We start from the raw sequence: 21,630 nt of genomic DNA on the forward strand, positions 1-21,630 counted from the left end.
ATATATATTGTTCATACGGCTGAGACAGCTGAATTGGATTGTCTTTCAGATCATCAATGACTTTGTCGAGTGTTTCTGGTCTGCTCCGTTGGAAAGTTTTTAACGCGACGGGAGAAATGACCTCACAGCATCCAATATTGTCGGACATTATAACGGGAGTTCCGTTGAGAACGCTCTCAATTCCAACTAATCCGAACGGTTCATACTGGCTCGCCAGTATTGTGTAGTCAGAGAGCTGGTAGAGATCGTCCATCTCTGAGCAGAATCCTAGTGAAAATATATTTTTGTATTCGTGTTTGACAGGCTTGCCTGCCACGAGCAGAAGATTGTCAGAGGATGAATTCTGAAAGTGCTCCCTTAGGAGGTCAAATCCCTTTCGTTTATGGCTCATGGAGGCGAATAAAAACACTCTCTTGTCATTGGGAATTTTGTATTTTTCTCTCAGAGCGATCTTGTCCACGCTTATTGATTTTTTTGAAAATTTCTGAGGAGGGTATATTACATGGATGCGTTCTTTTTCGATGCTGTAAAGGTTCACAAGTTCTTGTGCGACAAGCTTTGAGTGCGAAATTATTAGTTTTGAATTTGAAAATATTTCTTTTTCCAGCTTGATGAACAAGCGGTTCCAAAGAAGGAGAGGCTTGTTCATCGCCAGCAGATACCCCTTTCGGTCTCCGCCGCACACGATGACATCAGGTTGTCCGCCGAAGCAGCATCCGATGCTGAGATCTAAATTGGATTTGAGGCTTTCTTTTTTGAGCCAGCTGTGAAAAAGAAGAGTCTGTATTTTGTTTGGAATATTCTTTTTGCCGTACTCATGAATTTCACACTTTTCTGCAAATGGTATTGAGTAGTCTGCTGTCTGGCAGAAGACGACAGGCTGATGCCCGAGCTCAAGTGCGGCTTCAATCATACCCAAGGCATAGGTTTCCATGCCGCCGGATTTTTTGAAGGCGTTGCAGAAATAACCGATTCGCATAAGGGTGAGGGAAGGTGAGAATTAATGGAAATTTCGTGACAGGAAGGAAAACTTCCATGAAATTTTACGCTGAACAAGCGGAAAATTCATGTACGGACATTCATCCATTTGGTCAGATGAAGGGAGATGACACTGTGCACGGGCACGTCTTTGCTTGTAAGGTTGTTGCCTCTTATCATCCCAGTCTTCCTTCCGTTTGGGAAGTTCTCGGAAGCCCTCCTGAGAAGTGCGTGAGAACAGCCCGGGATGCTTCAGCAACGCTCAACTCTTCCAATGTTCGCAGGTCTCCTCTTCGGTGTGTTGGCATGTTCCCTCTGGGGACTTGTCTACGTGATCCCTATCTGGCTCGCTGGCTACGATCCTTTGCTGATCGCGCTGGCGCGCTACACCGTATTCGGCGTGTTCTCTGCGATTTTGCTCATCTTCAACGTGAAGAGTCTCGTGCAGATGACGCGCCGGGACTGGGGCAGTGCGCTTGCGCTCGGCATCATCGGAAATCTAGGCTATTACTGGCTGCTCGCCTCGGCTGTGCAGCTCGCCGGTGCCCCGATCGCGGGAGCCTTCACATCGGTCATTCCGATCTGCGTGGCGATCGTGGCCAACCTCACCGCCCGCCGCTCCGGAACGGGCGTCGCGTGGCGCAGGCTTACGTTCCCGCTCACGCTCGTCGCCGCAGGCATGGTATGCCTCAACTGGACGGAGTTCACCTACTTTCTCGCGAACTCGGATCAGCAGCCCGCGGGATTCTGGCTCGGCGTCTTCTACGCCTTCGTGAGCCTCTTCATCTGGACCTGGTACCCGATCAGCAATGCTCAGTGGCTGATCCGGCACCGCGGGAAAATGTCCGCAACCTTCTGGACTGCTGCGCAGGGCGTGGCAACGCTCCCTGCGGCGTTGATCGGACTCGCGGTCTATGCCTTACAGACGCCTGATCCTGCCGTTCTCCTGGGCGACACGCCGGAGAATTTTCTGATGGGCATAGTTGCGCTCGGCATTTTCTGCTCATGGCTCGGGATCTGTTTCTGGAACGCGATGAGTCAGCGCCTCACACCGGCCCTCGGCGGACAGATGATCATTTTCGAGACGATCTTCGCCGTGATTTATGCGCACATCATGCGCCTTGCCTGGCCGACGCCGCTCATGGCAATCGGCATGACGCTGCTCCTTGTCGGGGTGAGCCTCTCCGTCCGGGTGTTCCAGAAAAAGACTGTCAGGAAATAGCGACGCTTTGGCAGAGAGCGGCCCACACCTTGTCCGGGCTGATCACCTGCATGCAGCGACCGAGTTCGGGCGGGTTGAAGTGTGCGCAACGATGTCGAGTGCAGCCGCAGCAGGGCTCGGGATTGTCCTGACGGACGATAGTGACATTTAGCACTGTCTGAACACTCAGGGACGAGTCATACAATGCCGGGCGACCGTCTTTGGGTGAGGGTCCCCATTCACGTACATTTGTGGGGCCGAAAAGGAAGACCGAAGGTGTGCCCGTCGCCGCCGCTACGTGTGCTGTAGCAGTGTCAACGCCCACGAATGCGTCGGCGCGGCGGATGATTCTGCCGGTCTGACCGAAGCTCGCGCGGCCGGCGACAGAAAGCACCCGGTCGGCAGGCAGCCCTTCGGTGATCGCCCGGATGTAGTCGGTTTCAAACTCCGAACGTCCTCCGGTCAGGCAGACTCCCCGCCCTGAGTCAATGATTCTTCGGAAGAGATCCCGCCAGCCGATCTGCGACCAGTTCTTGTCCTGATAGCGCGAGCAGGGATGGCAGACCACACACGGACCGAGCGCCGAGAAGTCAGCTTCAAGTTCAGGCGAGAGTTCCGCGTCCGGTGCGACTGGCTTCAGGGGCTCGATGTCGCCGAGCAGGGGCTTTGCGACATCCGTGAAAGTGTCGAGCAGATGTCCAGAGGACCAGGGAATCTGGTGCTTCACGAGCGTTCGAATCCACTTGTGCTCGAGATCATCCGGAACCGCAGGCATCGTCTGGTTCCTCGCGCTGGCCCAGCTGTAGAGCGTGGCCCGGGTGCTGTTCATCGTTGAGAGCGCCCAGTCATAGGTATTCCAGGAACGAATGTGATCCTGTGCCTGAATCCACTTCTTCGGGTGATGCTCCACGCCGATCCTGTTGTCGATGCAGGGAACGCCCTCAAGGATTGACAGATTGTCGCGGAAGCTCAGCAGATCGACCTGAGCGTCGGGGAACTTCGCTTTCACCGCGGGCGCGAGTGCGGCGGCGAGGAGACAGTCACCGAGATAGCGCAGCGAGACGATCAGGACTTTCATGATGAGGTGGCAGAACAGGGTGAAACGGAATCTGCGGATGGAGAGGCTCTCCCGGCGCCTATAGAATGAGCAGCCAGGGAAAGCATACGTGGAGACACTTCCCACTTGGAGAGGTGTGAGATAAGTCCGTGGAACAGATACTCATCAACAGCACTCGCGAGGAAGCCCGCGCCGCAATTTTAGAGGACGGGATACTCAAGGACATTTTCATTGAGCGCACATGCGCCCGGGGACTGGTCGGGAACGTCTATTACGGACAGGTCGTCCGTGTGCTTCCCGGCATGCAGAGCGCCTTTCTCGACGTGGGGCTTGAGCGCACGGCGTTCCTTCACATCGCGGAGATTGAGGGCGCACGCCAGGAGACGGGCGGTTACCGACCGATCGAGTCGATGCTCCACGAAGGCCAGCGTCTGATGGTGCAGGTGTCGAAGGATCCGATCGGCACGAAGGGCGCAAGACTCACGACGACGATCTCGCTCGCCGGCCGCAAGCTCGTCTACCTCCCGAACGACAGCCACATCGGTGTGTCGCAGCGCATCGATGACGAGGAACTGCGCGAGCAGCTCCGTGCGCTGCTCACGCAGATCCGCCCGCCCGAGGAGAAGGGCGGCTTCATCATTCGCACGAGCGCCGAGGAAGGGGCCACGGAGGAGGAGTTCCGCGCGGACATGACCTATCTCGCCCATCTGTGGCAGGAGATTCAGCAGTCCGCGCGCGAGGCGAAAGGTCCGACGCTACTCTACGAGGATTTGTCGCTGCCGCAGCGCATCCTTCGCGACCTCGTGCATGAGGAAACTGCCTCCATTGAGGTGGACAGTCCGGAGGCATTTGAGGCGCTCGAGCGGTTCGCGAGGCAGTTTGTGCCGGTTGCCGAGGGAAGGCTTCATCTCTACAAAGGCGAGACCCCGCTCTTCGAGCTCTACAGCATCGACACCGAGATCGGCAAGGCCCTCGGACGCCGGGTGGATCTGAAGAGCGGCGGCTACCTCGTGTTCGACCAGACCGAGGCCATGACGACGATTGATGTCAACACCGGCGCCTATGTCGGCAAGCGCGACTTCAGCGACACGGTCTTCAAGACGAACCTCGAGGCCGCGCAGGTGATCGCCCGTCAGCTGAGGCTGAGGAATCTCGGGGGCATCATCATCGTTGACTTCATCGACATGGCGAAGGACGAGCACCGCGAGGCGGTGCTCGGAGAGCTGCGACGTGCAGTGGCGCATGACCGTACCAAAATGACGGTGAGCGGTTTCAACGAACTCGGCCTTGTTGCGATGACGAGGAAGCGCACGCGCGAGTCGCTCGCGCATGTGCTCTGCGAGGTCTGCCCGGTCTGCGGAGGACGTGGAGAGGTGAAGACGGCGCGGACGGTCTGCTACGACATCCTGCGCGAGATCGTGCGGCTTGCGAAGCAGTACCAGGACATGAAGGAATTCCGTATTCTCGCGAGCCAGACCGTGATTGATCTGCTGCTTGAGGAAGAGTCCCAGGCGCTGGAACTCCTGCAGCAGAGCGTCGAGAAGCCCATCCTGCTTGAGGTCGAGAATGCCTACACGCAGGAAGAATGGGACGTCATTCTCGCCTGATATACAAGAGATAAAATCAAAGGAACCCTGGACAAGATGCACAACCCGAACGAGTTCCCCGCCACTTTTTACTGGTATGACTACGAGTCCTTCGGGCTCGACCCGAAGCGCAGCGGACCGTCGCAGTTCGCGGGGCGCCGCACGGATCTGTCATTCAACCCGGTCGCCGGGGAGGAAGGTGAGGGTGAGGTTTTCTACTGCAAGCCGTCCCACGATCGTCTGCCCTCTCCGGAAAGCTGCCTGCTCACGGGGATCACGCCGCAGCAGTGCGAGGCGGAGGGGCTGAAGGAAAAGGATTTTGCGGAGAAGGTCTGGGAGCGGTTGAACACCCCCGGTACAGTGAGTCTTGGCTACAACACGCTCGGGTTTGATGACGAGGTGAACCGATTCCTCTTCTGGAGAAACTTTCTCGATCCCTACACGCACTCCTATGCAAAAGGCTGTTCGCGCTGGGACATCTTTCCGCTTGTCTGCGCCTGCTGGGCGTTGCGCGGCGACACGATCAAGTGGCCGCAGTGGGAAGAGATCGACCCTGCCGAATATCCGAAGGCTGCGGGGCGTTCGGGGGTCTGCTTCAAACTTGAGTTCCTCACGAAGTGGAACGGCATCGAGCACAGTCATGCGCACGATGCGCTCTCCGACGTCGAGGCCACGATCGGGATGGCGAAGCTCATTGCCGAGCACGAGCCGAGGCTCTGGAAGTGGGCATTCGAGAACCGTGATACGAGGACGGTGCTCAAGGCCGTGGAAGGCAGAAAGCCGGTGGTCTGGGTGTCGCCCCGCTTCGGCGTGAAGCGCGGATGCACGGGCATCGTGGCCTGTTTCCATCAGGAGAAGAATGACTGCTGGATGTGGGATCTCACCGAGGATCCGACCGTGCTTGGGGAACTCACTGCGGAGGAATTCCGCAGGCGGATGTTCCCCACTGCGGAAGAAAGAAAGGCGGGTGTGGAGCGGCTTCCGCTGAGGCTTCTGAAGGCGAACGCAGCACCCTTCGTCTGCGCGGATCGGAGGGTGCTCTCCCCGTCGCGCGCCGAACGTCACGGCATTGATCTCAGTGTCATTGATGAGAATCTGGCGAAGTTGAAGGACGTGAGTCCTCGGGCGGAAAGCGCCTTTGCCGAACTGCTCGCCGGCCGCTTTGAAGGCATTCCGCAGGTTTCTTCGGATCCGGATGCGTCGCTCTATTCGTCCGGATTCTCGAGCAAAGATGACAAGAAGAGATTCCAGGAGATCCGTGCTGCGAAGCCTTTGGAACTCAAGGCCATGGCCGAGGCGGGAATCCCCTTCGATGATCCGCAGTTCAGTGAACTGCTGCTGCGCTACCGAGCGAGAAACTTCCCCGAGACGCTCTCGGAAGACGATCAGGAGCGTTGGACGGAACTCTGCCACAGGAGACTGGTTGAGGGGGCCGACGGGTCGCTCACGCTCGAGGAGTATTTCGAGCTCATCGATCAGGCGGGCGCGAGCGGTCAGTACGACGATGATGCGCATCAGGACATCCTCGGCGCTCTCTATGAGTGGGGCGAGATGCTTGGGGAATCCGTCAGTTCCTGAGCCGCCCGCGAGTGCGCTAAAGTTTTCGTATACGGACCGAGAAAGTCCGACCAGAGGAGAAGAAAATGAAAAAGATCGGCATAACGAGCGGCATCAACCCGCTCCCTGCCCTGAGGACCAAGTCCTGGCTGATCGCCGCTGCTTCTGACCACGGCAGCACGGTCGACATCGTTGAGTCCGCGCTTGAGATCCCCGCGCCTGCGGCGGAGTGCTCTCTCGGCGACGGGGCGGTTCCGGAGCTTGCTGCGCTCCGTGACCGCAAGATGACGGCGTATCTCGCCGCGCGCGAACTCGAGCGCGCCGGCTGCGACGCCGCGGTGATCCCTGACATCAAGACGGTTCCCTTCCTCCCTGAGGTGCAGAAGGAACTGCGCATCCCGATCATTCCGCTCCTTGCGAAGGTCGAGGAGAAGGTGAAGGCGGGCGAGGTGAGGAAAATCGCGCTCCTCGGCCGTGCGCTCCCCCAGGAGGCCTACGGGAAGATCTTCGGCGACGCTGTTCAATTCATCGAGCCCGACGAGGAAATGATCGCGGCCTTCGCCCGCGTGCAGAACCCCTGCGAGGGACTGCGCAAGAACGGCCTCACGCCCGAGTTCGAGGCGCTCCTCGTGGAGATCGGCGGGAAGCTCGTCGCCCGCGGCGCCGAGCTTCTGATCCCGAACTGCACGCAGATCGCGCGCTTTGCCGCTGACCTGCAGGCGAAGGGCATTCCCGTCGAGGACATCCTCCGCGATGCCGCGGAGACAGCGGTGCTCGCGACGCCTCCGAAGACTCCGAAGCCCTTCAAGATCGGCATGATCGGCGGCCTCGGGCCGGCGGCGACTGTGGACCTCTATGACAAGATCGTCCGCGCGACGCCCGCGAAGAACGATCAGCAGCACTTCAAGGTCGTCGTCGAACAGAACCCGCAGATCGCCGACCGCACGGTGAGTCTGTTGCAGAACGGCGAGGATCCGACGCTCGCGCTCTTCAACTGTGCTAAGCGCCTTGAGGAGGATGACTGCGACGCGATCATCGTTCCCTGCAACACCGCGCACGCGTTCCTGCCGTACCTCGAGCGCTTCATCCGCATTCCCTTCATCAACATGCAGGTCGCGGCCTTGGACGAGATCAAGGCGAAGCTCGGCGACAAGGCCCGCATCGGTCTGATGGCCACCACCGGCACGGTGAAGACGGGCATCTACGCCCGCAAGGCCGAGGCCATGGGCATGCCGATCTTCGCTCCGGGCGACGAGAATCAGGAACGCGTGATGGACGCGATCTACGGGCCGCTCGGTGCCAAGGCCGGCTACACGGACGGCGTCTGCCGCGATGATCTCATCGCGGCCGCTGAGGAACTCGTGACGAAGTTCGACTGCAACTGCCTCATCCTCGGCTGCACGGAACTGCCGCTCATTCTCGACGAGTCCGATGATTTCGAGATCGCCGGCAGACATGTCGTGATCGTCGACCCGACCGCGGCGCTCGCGCGCAAGGTCGTGAAGGCGGCTCAGGCGTCCTTCGAGAAGACCGGCGTCCGCTGACACCCGGTCGACTTTAATTCCTGAAGACCTGCATCGCCCTGGCTCATCCTTGCGGCCCGGGCGATGCGTTTCTCAGGATCACGGAATTTTCCCGCTCTAACCCTTCTCCACGGAATTCGTCATGGAAAACTGCACCGCTTCCGCTCCGCTCACCGTTGCCTTCCTCGGTCTCGGCGTCATGGGCTATCCGATGGCCGGACATCTCGCCCGCGCCGGGTTCAATGTCCGTGTCTACAACCGCTCCGCGGAGAAGGCCGCGCGCTGGTGCGCAGAGCACAAGGGCGTGTCCGCCCCCACGCCCCGCGAGGCGGCCGCAGGCGCGGACTATGTGCTCTGCTGCGTGGGCAACAACAATGATCTGAGGAGCGTCGTGCTTGGGGAAAACGGTGCGCTCGCCGGCATGAAGCCGGGCGCGGTGTTCATCGATCACACGACCGCCTCGGCGACGGTGGAGCGCGAACTCTCAGACGAAGCCGCGAAGCATGACGTCGCCTGGATCGACGCCCCTGTCTCGGGCGGCCAGTCGGGCGCGGAGAAAGGGTGCCTCACGGTGTTCGCGGGCGGCCACGAGGCCGTGCTTGCCGCGGCAGCTCCCGTTCTCAATGCCTACTCGAGCAAGGTGACGCATTTCGGCGCCGCCGGCTCGGGGCAGCTCGCGAAGATGGTGAACCAGATCTGCATCGCGGGATGTGTGCAGGGCCTCGCCGAGGGCCTGGCCTTCGGCATGAACGCAGGTCTCGACATGGGGAAACTCGTGGACGCTCTCTCGGGCGGCGCCGCTTCCTCGTGGCAGATGGTGAACCGCAGCGCCACGATGGTCGAGGGGAAGTTCGACTTCGGCTTCGCCGTCGACTGGATGAGAAAGGATCTCGGCATGGCGATCGAGGAGGGGGCCCGGAACGGCTCGAGCCTCGAGCTCACGAAGCTCGTCGACGGCTTCTACGCGGAGGTGCAGAAGCTCGGCGGCTCCCGCTATGACACCTCGAGCCTCATCCTGCGTCTTCCGAGGAAAGGTACTGAGGACTCGGAAAACTGAAGTCCCCTGCCGCGCTAAAATCTCCAATTCCCTTGTTTGAATCCCCACAGGATTTTTCGAAGTCCCCTGGCGGAAGACCTTTCCGCCCCTGACTTCTCCTAACCCCTGGAACCTGAACGCGATGAGCGAAAACACGGAAGCCCAGACCGGGCGTGCGACCAATTTCATCCGCAACATCATTGAAGAAGACCTTGAGCAGGGCGTGAACCTTCCGCGCTACTGGCGCGGTCGTCCGGGGCCCTATTCCGAGCAGCTCGCAGAGGGCTCGCCGGATCTGGCGCGCATCCGCACGCGCTTCCCGCCGGAGCCGAACGGCTACCTCCACATCGGCCACGCGAAGAGCATCTGCCTCAACTTCGGTCTCGCGCGTGACTACGGCGGCCGCTGCCACATGCGCTTCGACGACACGAATCCGGTGAAGGAGGATCAGGAGTACGTCGACGGCATCCTCGACAGCGTCCGCTGGCTCGGGTTCACCTGGGAGCACGCCGAGGAGAGGAACCTCTATTTCGCGAGCATGTACTTCGAGTACATGTACGCCTTCGCCGAGCACCTGATCAAGACGGGCTACGCCTACGTCGACGAGCAGACGGCCGACGAGATGCGTGACAGCCGCGGCACGCTCACGGAGCCGGGCAAGAACTCGCCCTACCGTGACCGTCCGGTCGAGGAGAGCATGAGGCTCTTCCGTGAGATGCGCGCCGGCAAGCACGCCGAGGGCTCGATGGTTCTGCGCGCCCGCATCGACATGGCGAGCCCCAACATGAACCTGCGCGACCCGGCGATCTATCGCATCCGCTTCGCCGAGCACCATGCGACGGGCAACAAGTGGTGCATCTATCCGATGTACACCTTCGCGCACCCCGTCGAGGACGCTCTCGAGAACATCACGCACTCGATCTGCACGCTCGAGTTCGAGGATCAGCGCGCGTTCTACAACTGGGCGCTCGAGCGCATCATCCCCGTGCTGCGCACGCCTCAGTACGAGGAGGCGAAGGGCGTCGTTGCCGAGCTCGCCGCCGGCACGCATCCGAAGACCGCTGAGTTCATCGCTGCGATGCCCGCCGCTGCAGGCAAGCTCGGCCAGTCCGCGCCCGAGGCCGCGGTCGCCGCGATCCTTGCGAAGTGGACCGAGGGCGAGCCCGCCGCTGACGAGGTGAAGGCGGTCTTCGCCGAGATCGCTGCGCACATGGAGAACTTCACGCCGTTCCTTCAGGACGCGCTCTCCGTCGTCCGCAAGAACTTCTTCCTGCTGCCGCATCAGTACGAGTTCAACCGTCTGAGCCTCACGTACGTCGTCGTGAGCAAGCGCAAGCTCATTCAGCTCGTCAACGAGAAGCGCGTCGACGGCTGGGACGATCCCCGCATGCCGACGATCGTCGGTCTGCGCCGCCGCGGCTACACCCCCGAGAGCCTGCAGCTCTTCGCGGAGCGCTGCGGCGTCTCGAAGGTCTCGGGCGGCTGGATCGACTACGCCATCCTCGAGCAGAGCCTGCGCGAGGATCTTGAGGCGCGCGCCCAGCGCCGCTCGGCCGTGCTTCACCCCCTGAAGCTCATCATCGACAACTATCCCGAGGGGCAGAGCGAGACGCTCATGGCAGAGAACCACCCGCAGAAGCCCGAGATGGGAATGCGCGAGATCTCCTTCTCCCGCGAGCTCTGGATCGAGGAGAGCGACTTCGCCGAGGTTCCGCCCAAGGGCTTCCGCCGTCTGACAGTGCCCGCCGACGGCTCGCCCGCGAAGCCCGTTCGTCTGCGCTACGGCTACGTGATCGTTCCCACCTCGTTCGAGAAGGACGAGACGGGCCGCGTCACGGCCGTGCATGCGAACTATCTCCCCGAGACGAAGTCCGGCACCGAGGGCTCGGTCCTGGTGAAGACGAAGGCGACGATTCACTGGCTTGACGCCGCCACCGCGAAGCCCGCTGAGATCCGTGTCTATGACCGCCTCTTCAACGTGCCGAACCCGGAAGCGGGCGAGGGCAGCTTCCTCGACCGTCTGACGCCGAACTCGAAGGTGATTCTCTCGTCCTACGTCGAGCCCTGCGTCGCCGCCTGCGCGCCCGATGAAAAGTATCAATTTGAAAGAAACGGCTACTTCGTCGCGGACCGCAAGGATCACTCGGCGGAGCACCCGGTCTTCAACCTTTCCGTCGGTCTCAGGGATTCCTGGGGCAAGTAAGGTGTTTCCCCTACTCCCTCCGGAGGGCGCCTCCGGGGGAGGGATTACCTCTAAAGTCAGAAATTCACTGTGATAAGATGAGTCCGCAGCTGAAGTCTGCGGACTCTTCTTTTTTGAGCCCGCATTCAGCAATACTCAACAAAGCACACCGCAGCGTTTCCGTCTCTCTCCGAGGGACGCGGCGCGTAATGCAGGTGTCAATGCACACACTCGTTTGAAGGTACTGCAATCATGAAGAAGATTATCGTCGTCGCCGCCGCCGCTCTCCTCGCCGCCGGTGTCCAGGCCGCCGAGTACAAGGACGGCTCCTACACGGGCGAAGGCAAGGGCCGCGAGTCCGTCATCTCCGTCCAGGTCGACGTCAAGGGCGGCAAGATCGCCGACGTCAAGGTCACGAAGCACGGTGAGACCGAGATGATCATCGCCGCTCCGATCGAGCAGATGATCCCGGAAATCGTCAAGAAGAACGGCGTCGAGGGTGTTGACTCCGTCGGCGGTGCCACGCTCTCCTCCGAGGGCATCAAGGCTGCCGTCAAGGACGCTCTCTCCAAGGCCATGTAATTCGGCCTCTTGGACTCAGGCTTTCAGTTCCTGAAGGCTGCTGACTCCAACGAAGGGGGACCGCTTGAAGTCAATCTCAAGCCTCCCCCTTTTTATTTGCCTATTTGCCCCGGTTTCATCAGACAAGTCATGCTCCGAGCGATTCTTCTCCCTCTCGCCATTTCCCTGGCCTTCTCGGCGACGGCGCTTCCGGCGGTTTCGGCCGAATCTGCGGCACCTGCCGCCGGTCAGGTCGCCGCCCCCGCTGAATACGTGCTCGACACGGCGACCTTTCACATGGGCACGCTCGTGAAGGCCAAGGTTTTCGGCAGGACGCCCGAGGAGACCAAGGGGTTCGCCGAGCTCATGGAGAGTGAGGTGATCCGCTACGACGACATGATGAGCGTGCACAAGGAGACGCCTCTCAATGAGGTGAACCGCCGCGCCGGCGAGCGCGTCCTGGTGACGCCCGAGATCGCGGAGATGTCGCTTGAGGCGCTCCGCATCGCCGACATGACGGGAAGTGCGTTCGAGCCGATGATCGGGCCGCTCGTGAACCTGTGGAAGATCGGCTTCGGCGGCGACTCCGTGCCGGATGATGCCGCGATCGAGAAGGCGATCCGCCTTGTGGACCATCGCCACGTGGAAGTCACCCAGGAAGGCGGCGACTGGTTCATGCGCATTGCCGCGGGGCAGAACGTGGACATGGGCGCCATCGCCAAGGGCTACATCGGCACGAAGCTCGCCGAAACGCTCAAGGCCGCCGGCATGACGCACGGCCTGCTCGATCTCGGCGGCAACGTGGTCGCGGTCGGCGAGAAGGCCGCGGGGACACCCTGGCGCATCGGACTGCAGTGCCCGGACAAGACGCGCGGCGACTTCTTCGCGATCATTTCCGCCGTTGACGAGAGCGTCATCACCTCGGGGGCCTACGAGCGCAACTTCGAGAAGAACGGCAAGCGCTACGGACACATTCTGAGCCCTGTGACGGGCCGCCCCGTCGCGACGGACGTCGCCTCCGTGACGATCGTTGACCGGAATGGCGCCCGCGCGGACGCGCTCTGCACGGCGCTCTTCGCGATGAGATGGGAGAAGGCCGAGGCCTTCCTCGTCGCGCATCCGGACGTTCATGCGGTGATTCTCAAGGACGATCTCAAGGAAACGCTCGTCTCGGACGCGCTCCGCGATAAGATTCAGCCGTATGACCCCGAGCTCAGCATCCGCTGGGTGAGCGAGTCCCGGCACCGTACGGAATCGGAGTCCGCCGGCAGGTAATCCTGCGGACAACTACCCCGAGCCCAGGAATTCATCCGGAACGGCGCCCTTTTTCTCCTCGCGGGAAAAGGCGCCGTTTCTCATATCACGATCTAGAGCCCTCCCGGACCACCTGATGTCAGATCCCCGCTTCGTCCATCTGCGTTTTCACTCCGAGTATTCGATCACGGACGGCATCGTCCGCATCGACCCGATGATTCATGCCATTGCGGACGGGGGCGGCGTGGCCGTGGGCATCTGTGACCTGATGAACATCTTTGGCGGCCTGCGTTTCTATACGCATGCGCTTGCCGCGGGCATCAAGCCGATCCTCGGCTGTGACCTGAAGATCCTCAACCGGAAGGATCTGAAGAAGCCCTACCGGCTCGGCGTGCTCTGCATGAACCACGAGGGCTATCACTCGCTCTGCGTGCTCTTGACGAAGGCTTTTCTCTCCGACAATGACGCTGAGCGCGGCTTCGTGGATCCCGCATGGTTCGCCGACGGCGGCACCGAGGGGCTCATAGCGCTCTCAGGAGCCGCGCAGGGCGAGATCGGGCAGCTGCTGCTCGCGAATCGCCTCGGCCTCGCGGAGGAGGCGCTCGCGCAGGCGCTGGCGGACTTCCCCGGGCGCTTCTACATTGAGCTCCAGCGCGCCGGCCGCCGGAACGATGAGCTCGCGACCGCGCGCCTCGCGAATCTCGCCGCTGAGCACGGCGTGCCGGTTGTGGCCACCCATCCGATCCAGTTCCTCAATAAGGAGGACTTTGACGCGCATGATGTCCGCTGCTCCATCGCGGACGGCTACACGCTGAGCGATCCCCGCCGGCCGAGCAAGGATTTCTACACCCGGGAGCAGTACCTGAAGAGCGAGGAGGAGATGTGCGAACTTTTCGCCGACATCCCGGCCGCGCTCGTGAACTCCGTGGAGATCGCCAAGCGATGCAACATTGACGGCGTTCTCTCGAAGCCCCAGCTGCCTCTCTTCCCCACGCCCGACGGCATGTCGCTTGACGATTACATCGACAAGCTCTCGAAGGAGGGCCTGCAGCGCCGTCTCGAGTTCCTCTACCCGGATCCGAAGGTGCTTGAGGAGAAGCGCCCCGCCTACGACAAGCGTCTGGAGTACGAGCTCGGAATCATCAAGGGAATGAAGTTCCCGGGCTACTTCCTCATCGTTCAGGACTTCATCAACTGGTCAAAGCGAAACGGCGTGCCGGTGGGCCCGGGCCGCGGCTCGGGCGCGGGTTCGCTCGTCGCCTATTCGCTCGGCATCACGGACCTGGATCCGCTCCATTTCGACCTCCTTTTTGAGCGATTCCTCAATCCGGAACGCGTGTCCATGCCTGACTTTGACGTGGACTTCTGTCAGTACAACCGCGACCGCACGATTGACTACGTGAAGCGCACCTACGGCGTTGATGCCGTGAGCCAGATCGCCACGTTCGGCACGCTCGGCGCCAAGGCCGTGGTGCGTGACGTCGGCCGCGCGCTCGACGTCCCCTACATGAAGACCGATGCGCTCGCGAAGCTCATTCCGATGCAGCCGGGCCGGAACATCTCGCTCGATGAGGCGATCGCCGAAGTGCCTGAGCTCAAGGACGCGATCGAGCACGACGACGATTACCAGAACATCATCCGCATCGCAAAGCCGCTCGAAGGTCTCACCCGAAACCTCGGCATGCACGCGGGCGGCGTGCTGATCGCCCCGGGCAAGCTCACGGACTTCTGCCCGCTCTACAACTCGGACGGGCGCCCCGAGAACACGATCAGCCAGTACGACAAGAAGGACGTGGAGAACGTCGGCCTCGTGAAGTTCGACTTCCTCGGCCTCACGACGCTCTCGATCCTCGCGAAGGCCGTGGAGTTCATCGACAAGCTCTACCCGGAGCAGAAATTTGAGCTCGAACGCATCCCCGTGGACGATGTCGAGACCTACGAGCTCTTCCAGCAGGGCAACACCGCGGCCGTGTTCCAGTTTGAATCGGAGGGCATGCGAGGGCTCCTGAAGCAGGCGAAGCCCGACCGTCTCGAAGACCTGGTGGCCTTGAACGCGCTCTACCGTCCGGGCCCGATGGATCTGATTCCGTCCTACATCGACCGAAAGTTCGGCCGTGAGAAGGTCGAATACCTTGACGACCGCATGGAGCCGGTCCTGAAGGAGACCTACGGCATCATGGTCTATCAGGAGCAGGTGATGCGAGTCGCGCAGGTCGTGGGCGGCTACTCGCTCGGCGGCGCTGATCTGCTTCGCCGTGCCATGGGCAAGAAGAACGTTGAGGAGATGAAGCGCCAGCGCGCGGTGTTCGTGAAGGGCGCCGCAGAGCGCGGTGTGAAGGAGTCCGTCGCGACCGAGATCTTCGACTTGATGGAGAAGTTTGCGGGCTACGGCTTCAATAAGTCGCACGCCGCGGCCTATTCCTATGTCGCCTATCAGACGGCCTACCTCAAGGTTCATTACACGGCGAGTTTCTACGCGGCCAACCTCTGCATGGTGATGGATGACGGCGACAAGATGAACGCCCTCATCACGGATGCGATGAACAACGGCGTTGAATTCCTGATCGCGGACGTCAACCGCAGTGACTGGTTCTTCTCCGTCCCGTCGGAATCCATGATCCGCTTCGGGCTGGGTTCTATCAAAGGAATCAATCGCTCTGTCGTTGAGTCACTTCTGCGCGCCCGTCGTCAGAACGGTCCATTCACCGATATTTTTGACTTTGCCAGGCGCGTTCCGGAAATCAACCAGAAGCTCTTCGAGAGCCTTATCAAGGCGGGTGCCTTCGATTCGATCGATCCGCATCGCGGTCTGCTTCTCGCAAATGTGCCTGATGCACTGCAGTACTCCCGCAATCAACAGGAGCATCTGGGGCAGGATGCGCTCTTCGGCGAAGAGGTGGAGAAGCCTGTGATGATCCAGCCCCCTGTGGACTGGTCGCCGATGAAGGCTCTGGACGAGGAACGGTCTGTCTACGGCTTCTGGGTGAGCGGTCATCCCTATGAGGTGATCAAGCGCCTGGTTCCCTCGCTCCGCAAGAAGCGTCTTCTGGATCTTGTGCCGAGCAAGAGCACGGAGGTTATCAGCGGCCTCGTCACCGAGGTTCGTCAGGTGACGGGCAAGAAGGGCGTCTTCGGCATCCTCAAGATTGATGACGGCACTTCCCAGGTCGATGCGCTCTGCTACAGCGGTGTCTGGGAGGGGATGAAACAGAAGGCAAAGAGCGGAGCATTCCTTGCGCTCACAGGCAAGATCAAGTTTGACGACTACACAAAGCAGCTGTCGATCATCGTTGATGAATGCGCGGATTTCAGTGAGTACATCCGGTCGAGACAGTTAGCTCTTTCCATCCATGTTGATGAAAAGGCGGATATCGGGAATCTGAAGGCGCTTCTCAACCGGACATCCGGCGAGGGCGTCGCCGCCCGTGTTTGTTACAGCAACCGCAGGAAGCGATATTGCGGCTCCGTCAACATTGGAAATTGCTCAAGCCGATTTGAGGATCTTCTGGCGCTTGAGAGCAGCTACTGCGTGGAACTGGGTTAACGGGCTAAAAATAAAAGGAAGCCTGACAAAATTAAAAAATTGTCAGGCTTCCTGAAAGTTTCAGTATTTATTTTTACTTGTGCGGTCTGGTGATGCCGTCAAGGTTGTCAACCCCCTGTTCCTCTTCAATGACCTGATTGCGCTCGGCACGGCTGCCGACCCAGTAGTCAGCGTTCTTGATGCCGAGGCTTTCGGGATGGAAGACCGGATTGATGCCGGTGTTCATCTGCTTCTCGTAGTCCTTCAGGGCCTTGAAGGCCGGGCCCTGAAGGAGCAGGATCGCGATCAGGTTCAGGTACGCCATCATGCCGACGCCCACATCCGCCATGGACCAGATGAGGGAGGAGGCGCGTAGCGTGCCGAAAGCGACCGTGATGAGGAAGATGATCTTCACGAGCAGCATCAGCACGGGCTTCTTCAGCGTGCGGTTAATGTAGGCCGTGCAGGTCTCGGCCATGTAGTAGTAACCGAGAATCGTCGTGAAGGCAAAGAAGAAGATCGCGATGGCGATGAATGGGCCGCCCCAGCCGGGCATCAGCTGATCGATGGCCATCTGTGTGTAGACGGGACCCGCCTCGACACCCTTGAGACCTTCATGCAGGAACGTGCCGTCAGGCGTGACGACGTTGTAGCAGTCCGTCATCAGGACCATGAAGCCCGTGGCGGAGCAGACGAAGAGCGTGTCGATGTAGACCGAGAAGGCCTGGACGAGACCCTGTTTCACGGGGTGCGAGACCGCGGCAGCGGAAGAGGCATGCGGAGCGGTTCCCTGGCCGGCTTCGTTCGAGTAGATGCCGCGCTTGACGCCCCAGGAGATCGCGGCGCCGATCATGCCGCCGAAGATCGAGTCCGCACCGAAGGCGCTTGAGAAGATCGTGGTGAAGACCTCGGGAATCTGCTGGTAGTTGACGCCGACGATGATGACCGCGACCACGATGTAGGCCTGAGCCATGAAAGGCACAACGATGCTCGTGAACTGAGCGATGCGTTTCAGGCCGCCGAAGATGATGAAGCAGAGGATGGAGGTGATGATCGCGGCGGAGATCGTCGGCTCAAGGTCAAAGGCCTGCACCCAGGCCGCGGCGATCGTGTTGCTCTGCACACCCGGGCAGAAGAAGACCGACGCGAGGATCGTCACGATGGCGAAGGCCCACGCGTAGACCTTGCAGTTGAGGCCCTTCTCGATGTAGTAGGACGGGCCGCCGCGGTACTGGTCGCCAGTCTTCTCCTTGTAGATCTGGCCGAGCGTCGATTCGACGAAGGCCGAGGAGGCGCCGAGGAAGGCGACCATCCACATCCAGAAGAGCGCGCCCGGGCCGCCGAAGCAGATGGCGGTGGCGACGCCGGCGATGTTGCCCGTGCCGACGCGGCCGGCGAGGGTGAGGGCGAGCGCCTGGAAGCTCGAGAGACCGATTTCATCCTCTTTCTTCTGGAAGATGAGATGCCACATCTCAGGAATCAGGCGGAGCTGCACAAAGCGCGATCTGATGGAGAAGAAGAGACCGGCGCAGAGACACAGGCCGACGAGGAGCGGCGACCAGATGATGCCGTTCAGGGCGTTGATGAAATTTTCCATGGGTGTTGAGAAGTTTGTTTTTATTTGAGGGCTGAGCGTGTCAATGGTGCTGACAACCCATTTTTCATTCTACGGGCGAAACAAAAATAGCCGTCCGACTCACGCCGGACGGCTATTCTGAGTCAAGGGCACTGCAGGGTATTACTGAGCAGCGGCCTTGGCGGCGGCGCGTTCCGCAAAGATCTTCTCCCAGCGCTCCGTCTGGAGGAGGACCTGACGCGGGGCGGTGCCGCCGATGTGATCACGGGCGTTCACGGAACCCTCGAGCGCGAGCACTTCATAGACATCGTTCTCGATCTTGTCGCAGAAGCCCTGAAGAACCTCAAGCGGAAGTTCCTCGAGGCCGCAGCCGCGGTCGGCGGCGGCGCGGACGGTCTGGCCGACGATGTCGTGCGCGGTGCGGAAGGGAACGCCATGGCGGACGAGGTAGTCAGCGAGGTCGGTCGCAGTGGGGAAGCCCATCTGGGCGGCCTGGTGCATCGTCTCGGCCTGCGGCTCGACGCCGGCCATCATGTCGCAGAAGGCGCGGAGCGTGTCCTTGACGGTGTCGATCGCGTCGAAGACGGGTTCCTTGTCTTCCTGGAAGTCCTTGTTATAGGCGAGCGGCGTGCCCTTCATCAGCGTGAGCATCGTGATGAGGTCGCCGTACACACGGCCGGACTTGCCGCGGGCGGTCTCGGGGACGTCCGGGTTCTTCTTCTGCGGCATGATCGAGGAGCCCGTCGTGAAGCGGTCGGGCAGCTTGATGAAGCCGAAGCGCTGGCTCATCCAGATCACAAGCTCCTCGGAGAGGCGCGAGATGTGCATCATGATGAGCGAGGCGGCCGAGCAGAACTCGATCGCAAAGTCGCGGTCGGAGACGCCGTCGAGCGAATTCTGGGAGACGGCCTCGAAGCCGAGGAGCTTCGCCGTGAGTTCGCGGTCGATCGGATAGGTCGTGCCGGCGAGCGCTGCGGAGCCGAGCGGCATCGTGTTGAGGCGGTGACGGAGGTCGATCAGGCGCGAACGGTCACGCTCGAGCATCTCGACATAGGCGAGCATGTGGTGGCCGAACGTCACGGGCTGGGCGACCTGCATGTGGGTGAAGCCCGGCATGATGACGTTGTAGTTGCGCTGGGCCTGGGCGACGAGCACTTCCTGAAGGTGCTCGACGCGGCCGATGATCTCGTCAACCTCGCCGCGGAGGTAGAGGCGGATGTCGGTGGCGACCTGGTCGTTGCGCGAGCGGCCCGTGTGGAGGCGCTTGCCGGCGTCGCCGATCAGGGCGGTGAGGCGGGCCTCGATGTTGAGATGCACGTCCTCAAGCTCAAGCTGCCACTCGAACTTGCCGGACTTGATCTCCTCGCGGATCTGGTCCATGCCGCGGCGGATGTCCTCAAGGTCCTTGGAGGAGATGACGCCGACGTGCTCGAGCATCGTCGCATGGGCGACGGAGCCGTCAATGTCAACGAGCGCCATGCGCTTGTCGAAGTCAACGCTCGCAGTGTAGCGGAGGACGAAGGCGTCAACCGGTTCGGAGAAGCGGCCCGACCAGGCCTTCTTCTTGGCGTGCAGGGGGTCGTTGGAATTGTCTTGAGCGTCGCTCATGGGAAGCGCCTCTGATGGTAGGTTGGGTGTTAGGAAAAGCCGTAATTCTAATGAAATCCGGACTTGTATGATGCGAACGGGACGGGATTTGCTCAGCCGTCACCCTCTCCCATATAATCCGAAATCTTCGGGGCGTAGCGCAGTCCGGTAGCGCGCCTGCTTTGGGAGCAGGATGTCGCGAGTTCGAATCTCGCCGCCCCGACCATGCCGTACTACAGTCCGCCCGTAGCTCAGTCGGATAGAGCATCTGCCTTCTAAGCAGAGGGTCGTGAGTTCGAATCTCGCCGGGCGGACCATTTTATGATCCTGTATCGCTGTCTGCGATGCGGGATTTTTTATGGCCTTTCGCTGTTTCGAGTGGGTAGGTTGGAAAGGCGGTAGCTACTTCGGTAGTATGCACCGAATCCCGAAAAAACAACGCTGCGCACAAGAACAGCGCAGCCTCGGGTCAAGCGCAGAGGGCCTTTAATGGAGGGGACCCGGCGGCGTAGCCGCTGGGGAGGAAGCCGTTCATGGTCCGGCGCGCTTGACGCGCAACCCAGCGCTATCCTTGCTGGGAGTCACCCGCCCCCGGCGGGGGACTGCCCAGCGGCGAGCGCCCTTTATCGAAGATCATGAAGCCTCAAGACGTCTTTTCCGCAGCCCTTCATCTCCCGGCCCCCTGGTTCATCACCAACGTTGAGTTCAAAGAGCTCCCCGATAACCCTGCCGTCAGTGAACTGCACATCTTCATCGATTTCAAGAAGGGCTCCAAGTTCCCCTGTCCTGTTGACGGTTGTGGGCATACGTCTCCCGTGCACGACACGCAGGAACGTGTCTGGCGGCACGTCAACTTCTTCCAGTACCCCTGCTACATTCACGCCCGCGTTCCCCGCGTCAACTGTTCCGATCACAAGGTGCGCCTTGTGAACGTGCCGTGGGCTCGTCCTGGTTCCGGATTCACGCTGCTCTTTGAAGGGCTTGCCTTGATGCTCGCGCAGGACATGCCAGTGGCGACGGCTGCGGAGCACGTCGGAGAACACGACACGCGCCTTTGGCGACTCATCAAGCACTGGATCAGCGAAGCACGCAAGAAGCTCGATTTCTCCGACGTTGAAGCCGTCGGCATTGACGAAACAAGCAAGCGCGGGCACAACTACCTCTCCGTCTTCGTTGACCTCATGAAGAGGCGGGTGATGTTCGTCACCGAGGGCAAGGACGCCGGCACGGTCACTAAGTTTGTCAAGGAATTCGAGGAAAAGAACGGCTCAGCCGAGGCTGTGAAGGTGGTGTCCACGGACATGTCGCTCGCCTTCAAGAAGGGCGTCAGCTCGTGCTTCCCGAACGCCTGCCACGTCCTTGACCACTTCCACGTCGTCAAGCTCGTCAACGATGCGGTGGACGCTGTCCGTCGCCGTGAAAGCAAGGAGGAGCCCGTCCTGAAGAGGACCCGCTACCTCTGGTTGAAGAACTTCGACAACCTCACCGAGAAGCAGCAGGGCCGACTGACGCCCCTTAGCAAGCGTCACCTGAAAACGGCGCGTGCCTACCGCATGCGGTTGCAGTTGCAAGACATTTACACCCATACCGATGCAGATCTCGCGCAGGACGAGATGAAGAAGCTCATTCGTTGGATGAAGCTCAGCCGCATCGAGGAGATGCGTCGTGTTGGAAAGACGCTCCAGGAGAACCTATCCGGCATCCTCGCGTACTGGCAGCACAAGTTCAGCAACGCGTTGCTCGAGGGGATGAACTCCATCATTCAGAACATCAAGCGTCGTGCCCGAGGCTTCCGCAACCAGGAGTACTTCGCGACGATGATCTACTTCGTCTGCGGCGGACTTGACATCGCTTCGCTGTGTCCGTACCCGCGAATGAAGGGCTCTATCGAAGTCTGCTGAAGCTACAACCCGAAGGTGGTAGCCTCAGCTCAACCCACTCTTAACAGCGAAGAACCTTTTTCCTGTCTTTGACAGCTCCGAAAGGCTGAACTCCGCGAGAACTCGCGA

General features: G+C 60.6%; 15 protein-coding genes and 2 tRNA genes. 12 read left to right on the top strand and 5 right to left on the bottom strand.

Going from position 1 to position 21,630, the window contains the following annotated elements; all coding sequences use genetic code 11:
• The coding region (locus tag Q4F91_RS07875; RefSeq protein WP_303336457.1) for a glycosyltransferase family 4 protein at positions 1-934 on the bottom strand (934 nt) is incomplete at its 3' end.
• Between the two features lie 318 nt (positions 935-1,252).
• Here Q4F91_RS07875 and Q4F91_RS07880 point away from each other — a divergent pair.
• On the top strand, positions 1,253-2,200 hold the full coding sequence (locus tag Q4F91_RS07880; RefSeq protein WP_303336459.1) for a DMT family transporter: 948 nt from the start codon (positions 1,253-1,255) through the stop codon (positions 2,198-2,200).
• Here the strand turns inward: Q4F91_RS07880 and Q4F91_RS07885 are convergent.
• On the bottom strand, positions 2,190-3,257 hold the full coding sequence (locus Q4F91_RS07885) for a glycosyltransferase family 9 protein (RefSeq protein WP_303336460.1): 1,068 nt from the start codon (positions 3,255-3,257) through the stop codon (positions 2,190-2,192). The two genes, Q4F91_RS07880 and Q4F91_RS07885, sit on opposite strands and share 11 nt — an antisense overlap.
• A 128-nt stretch (positions 3,258-3,385) precedes the next feature.
• On the opposite strand from Q4F91_RS07885, the gene rng reads away from it, so the two are divergent.
• From rng to dnaE, 8 genes are all read left to right on the top strand, one after another.
• Positions 3,386-4,843 (top strand): ribonuclease G, encoded by a 1,458-nt coding sequence (rng, locus tag Q4F91_RS07890; RefSeq protein ID WP_303336461.1) that lies wholly within the window; start codon positions 3,386-3,388, stop codon positions 4,841-4,843.
• A 36-nt stretch (positions 4,844-4,879) separates the two neighbouring features.
• Entirely contained in the window at positions 4,880-6,400 is a 1,521-nt protein-coding gene (gene sbcB / locus Q4F91_RS07895) for an exodeoxyribonuclease I (protein ID WP_303336463.1), read from the top strand.
• A gap of 65 nt (positions 6,401-6,465) precedes the next feature.
• Positions 6,466-7,923 carry an amino acid racemase gene (locus tag Q4F91_RS07900; RefSeq protein WP_303336465.1) on the top strand — a complete coding sequence of 486 codons (1,458 nt, stop codon included), beginning with the start codon at positions 6,466-6,468 and terminating at the stop codon, positions 7,921-7,923.
• 121 nt (positions 7,924-8,044) lie between these two features.
• Positions 8,045-8,959, top strand: a complete 915-nt coding sequence (locus Q4F91_RS07905; RefSeq protein WP_303336466.1) for an NAD(P)-dependent oxidoreductase — start codon at positions 8,045-8,047, stop codon at positions 8,957-8,959.
• Between the two features lie 121 nt (positions 8,960-9,080).
• Positions 9,081-11,141: a glutamine--tRNA ligase gene (locus Q4F91_RS07910; RefSeq protein WP_303336468.1), complete on the top strand. Its 2,061-nt coding sequence runs from the start codon at positions 9,081-9,083 to the stop codon at positions 11,139-11,141.
• 231 nt (positions 11,142-11,372) lie between these two features.
• Entirely contained in the window at positions 11,373-11,702 is a 330-nt protein-coding gene (locus tag Q4F91_RS07915) for an FMN-binding protein (protein ID WP_303336470.1), read from the top strand.
• 129 nt (positions 11,703-11,831) lie between these two features.
• On the top strand, positions 11,832-12,956 hold the full coding sequence (locus tag Q4F91_RS07920) for an FAD:protein FMN transferase (protein ID WP_303336472.1): 1,125 nt from the start codon (positions 11,832-11,834) through the stop codon (positions 12,954-12,956).
• Between the two features lie 115 nt (positions 12,957-13,071).
• A complete protein-coding gene (gene dnaE, locus Q4F91_RS07925) occupies positions 13,072-16,479 on the top strand; it encodes a DNA polymerase III subunit alpha (RefSeq protein WP_303336474.1) in 3,408 nt (1,135 codons plus the stop codon).
• 73 nt (positions 16,480-16,552) lie between these two features.
• On the opposite strand, the gene Q4F91_RS07930 is transcribed toward dnaE, so the two are convergent.
• Positions 16,553-18,055 carry a sodium:alanine symporter family protein gene (locus Q4F91_RS07930; protein WP_303336476.1) on the bottom strand — a complete coding sequence of 501 codons (1,503 nt, stop codon included), beginning with the start codon at positions 18,053-18,055 and terminating at the stop codon, positions 16,553-16,555.
• 141 nt (positions 18,056-18,196) lie between these two features.
• Positions 18,197-19,642 carry an argininosuccinate lyase gene (gene argH / locus Q4F91_RS07935; protein WP_303336478.1) on the bottom strand — a complete coding sequence of 482 codons (1,446 nt, stop codon included), beginning with the start codon at positions 19,640-19,642 and terminating at the stop codon, positions 18,197-18,199.
• 128 nt (positions 19,643-19,770) lie between these two features.
• Between argH and Q4F91_RS07940 the strand changes: the two genes are divergently transcribed.
• Both Q4F91_RS07940 and Q4F91_RS07945 read left to right on the top strand, forming a co-directional pair.
• Positions 19,771-19,847: transfer RNA gene (locus Q4F91_RS07940), tRNA-Pro, on the top strand.
• Positions 19,848-19,861: 14 nt separating this feature from the next.
• A tRNA-Arg gene (locus Q4F91_RS07945) sits at positions 19,862-19,938 on the top strand.
• A 306-nt stretch (positions 19,939-20,244) separates the two neighbouring features.
• Here Q4F91_RS07945 and Q4F91_RS07950 read toward each other — a convergent pair.
• Positions 20,245-20,427 carry a hypothetical protein gene (locus tag Q4F91_RS07950; RefSeq protein WP_303336482.1) on the bottom strand — a complete coding sequence of 61 codons (183 nt, stop codon included), beginning with the start codon at positions 20,425-20,427 and terminating at the stop codon, positions 20,245-20,247.
• Here Q4F91_RS07950 and Q4F91_RS07955 point away from each other — a divergent pair.
• Entirely contained in the window at positions 20,374-21,522 is a 1,149-nt protein-coding gene (locus tag Q4F91_RS07955) for an ISL3 family transposase (RefSeq protein WP_303336480.1), read from the top strand. The two genes, Q4F91_RS07950 and Q4F91_RS07955, sit on opposite strands and share 54 nt — an antisense overlap.
• Positions 21,523-21,630 lie beyond the last annotated feature (108 nt).

This window comes from Sutterella sp. (assembly GCF_030539355.1).
Taxonomy (GTDB): Bacteria; Pseudomonadota; Gammaproteobacteria; order Burkholderiales; family Burkholderiaceae_F; genus Sutterella.

Bases quoted from the DNA above. Each gene is read 5' to 3' on its own strand.
- argH (WP_303336478.1), bottom strand. From the start codon at position 19,642: ATGAGCGACGCTCAAGACAATTCCAACGACCCCCTGCACGCCAAGAAG.
- Q4F91_RS07905 (WP_303336466.1), top strand. From the start codon at position 8,045: ATGGAAAACTGCACCGCTTCCGCTCCGCTCACCGTTGCCTTCCTCGGT.
- Q4F91_RS07950 (WP_303336482.1), bottom strand. From the start codon at position 20,427: ATGCCCACAACCGTCAACAGGACAGGGGAACTTGGAGCCCTTCTTGAA.
- Q4F91_RS07930 (WP_303336476.1), bottom strand. From the start codon at position 18,055: ATGGAAAATTTCATCAACGCCCTGAACGGCATCATCTGGTCGCCGCTC.
- Q4F91_RS07910 (WP_303336468.1), top strand. From the start codon at position 9,081: ATGAGCGAAAACACGGAAGCCCAGACCGGGCGTGCGACCAATTTCATC.
- Q4F91_RS07885 (WP_303336460.1), bottom strand. From the start codon at position 3,257: ATGAAAGTCCTGATCGTCTCGCTGCGCTATCTCGGTGACTGTCTCCTC.
- sbcB (WP_303336463.1), top strand. From the start codon at position 4,880: ATGCACAACCCGAACGAGTTCCCCGCCACTTTTTACTGGTATGACTAC.
- Q4F91_RS07900 (WP_303336465.1), top strand. From the start codon at position 6,466: ATGAAAAAGATCGGCATAACGAGCGGCATCAACCCGCTCCCTGCCCTG.
- Q4F91_RS07920 (WP_303336472.1), top strand. From the start codon at position 11,832: ATGCTCCGAGCGATTCTTCTCCCTCTCGCCATTTCCCTGGCCTTCTCG.
- Q4F91_RS07880 (WP_303336459.1), top strand. From the start codon at position 1,253: ATGTTCGCAGGTCTCCTCTTCGGTGTGTTGGCATGTTCCCTCTGGGGA.
- Q4F91_RS07915 (WP_303336470.1), top strand. From the start codon at position 11,373: ATGAAGAAGATTATCGTCGTCGCCGCCGCCGCTCTCCTCGCCGCCGGT.
- dnaE (WP_303336474.1), top strand. From the start codon at position 13,072: ATGTCAGATCCCCGCTTCGTCCATCTGCGTTTTCACTCCGAGTATTCG.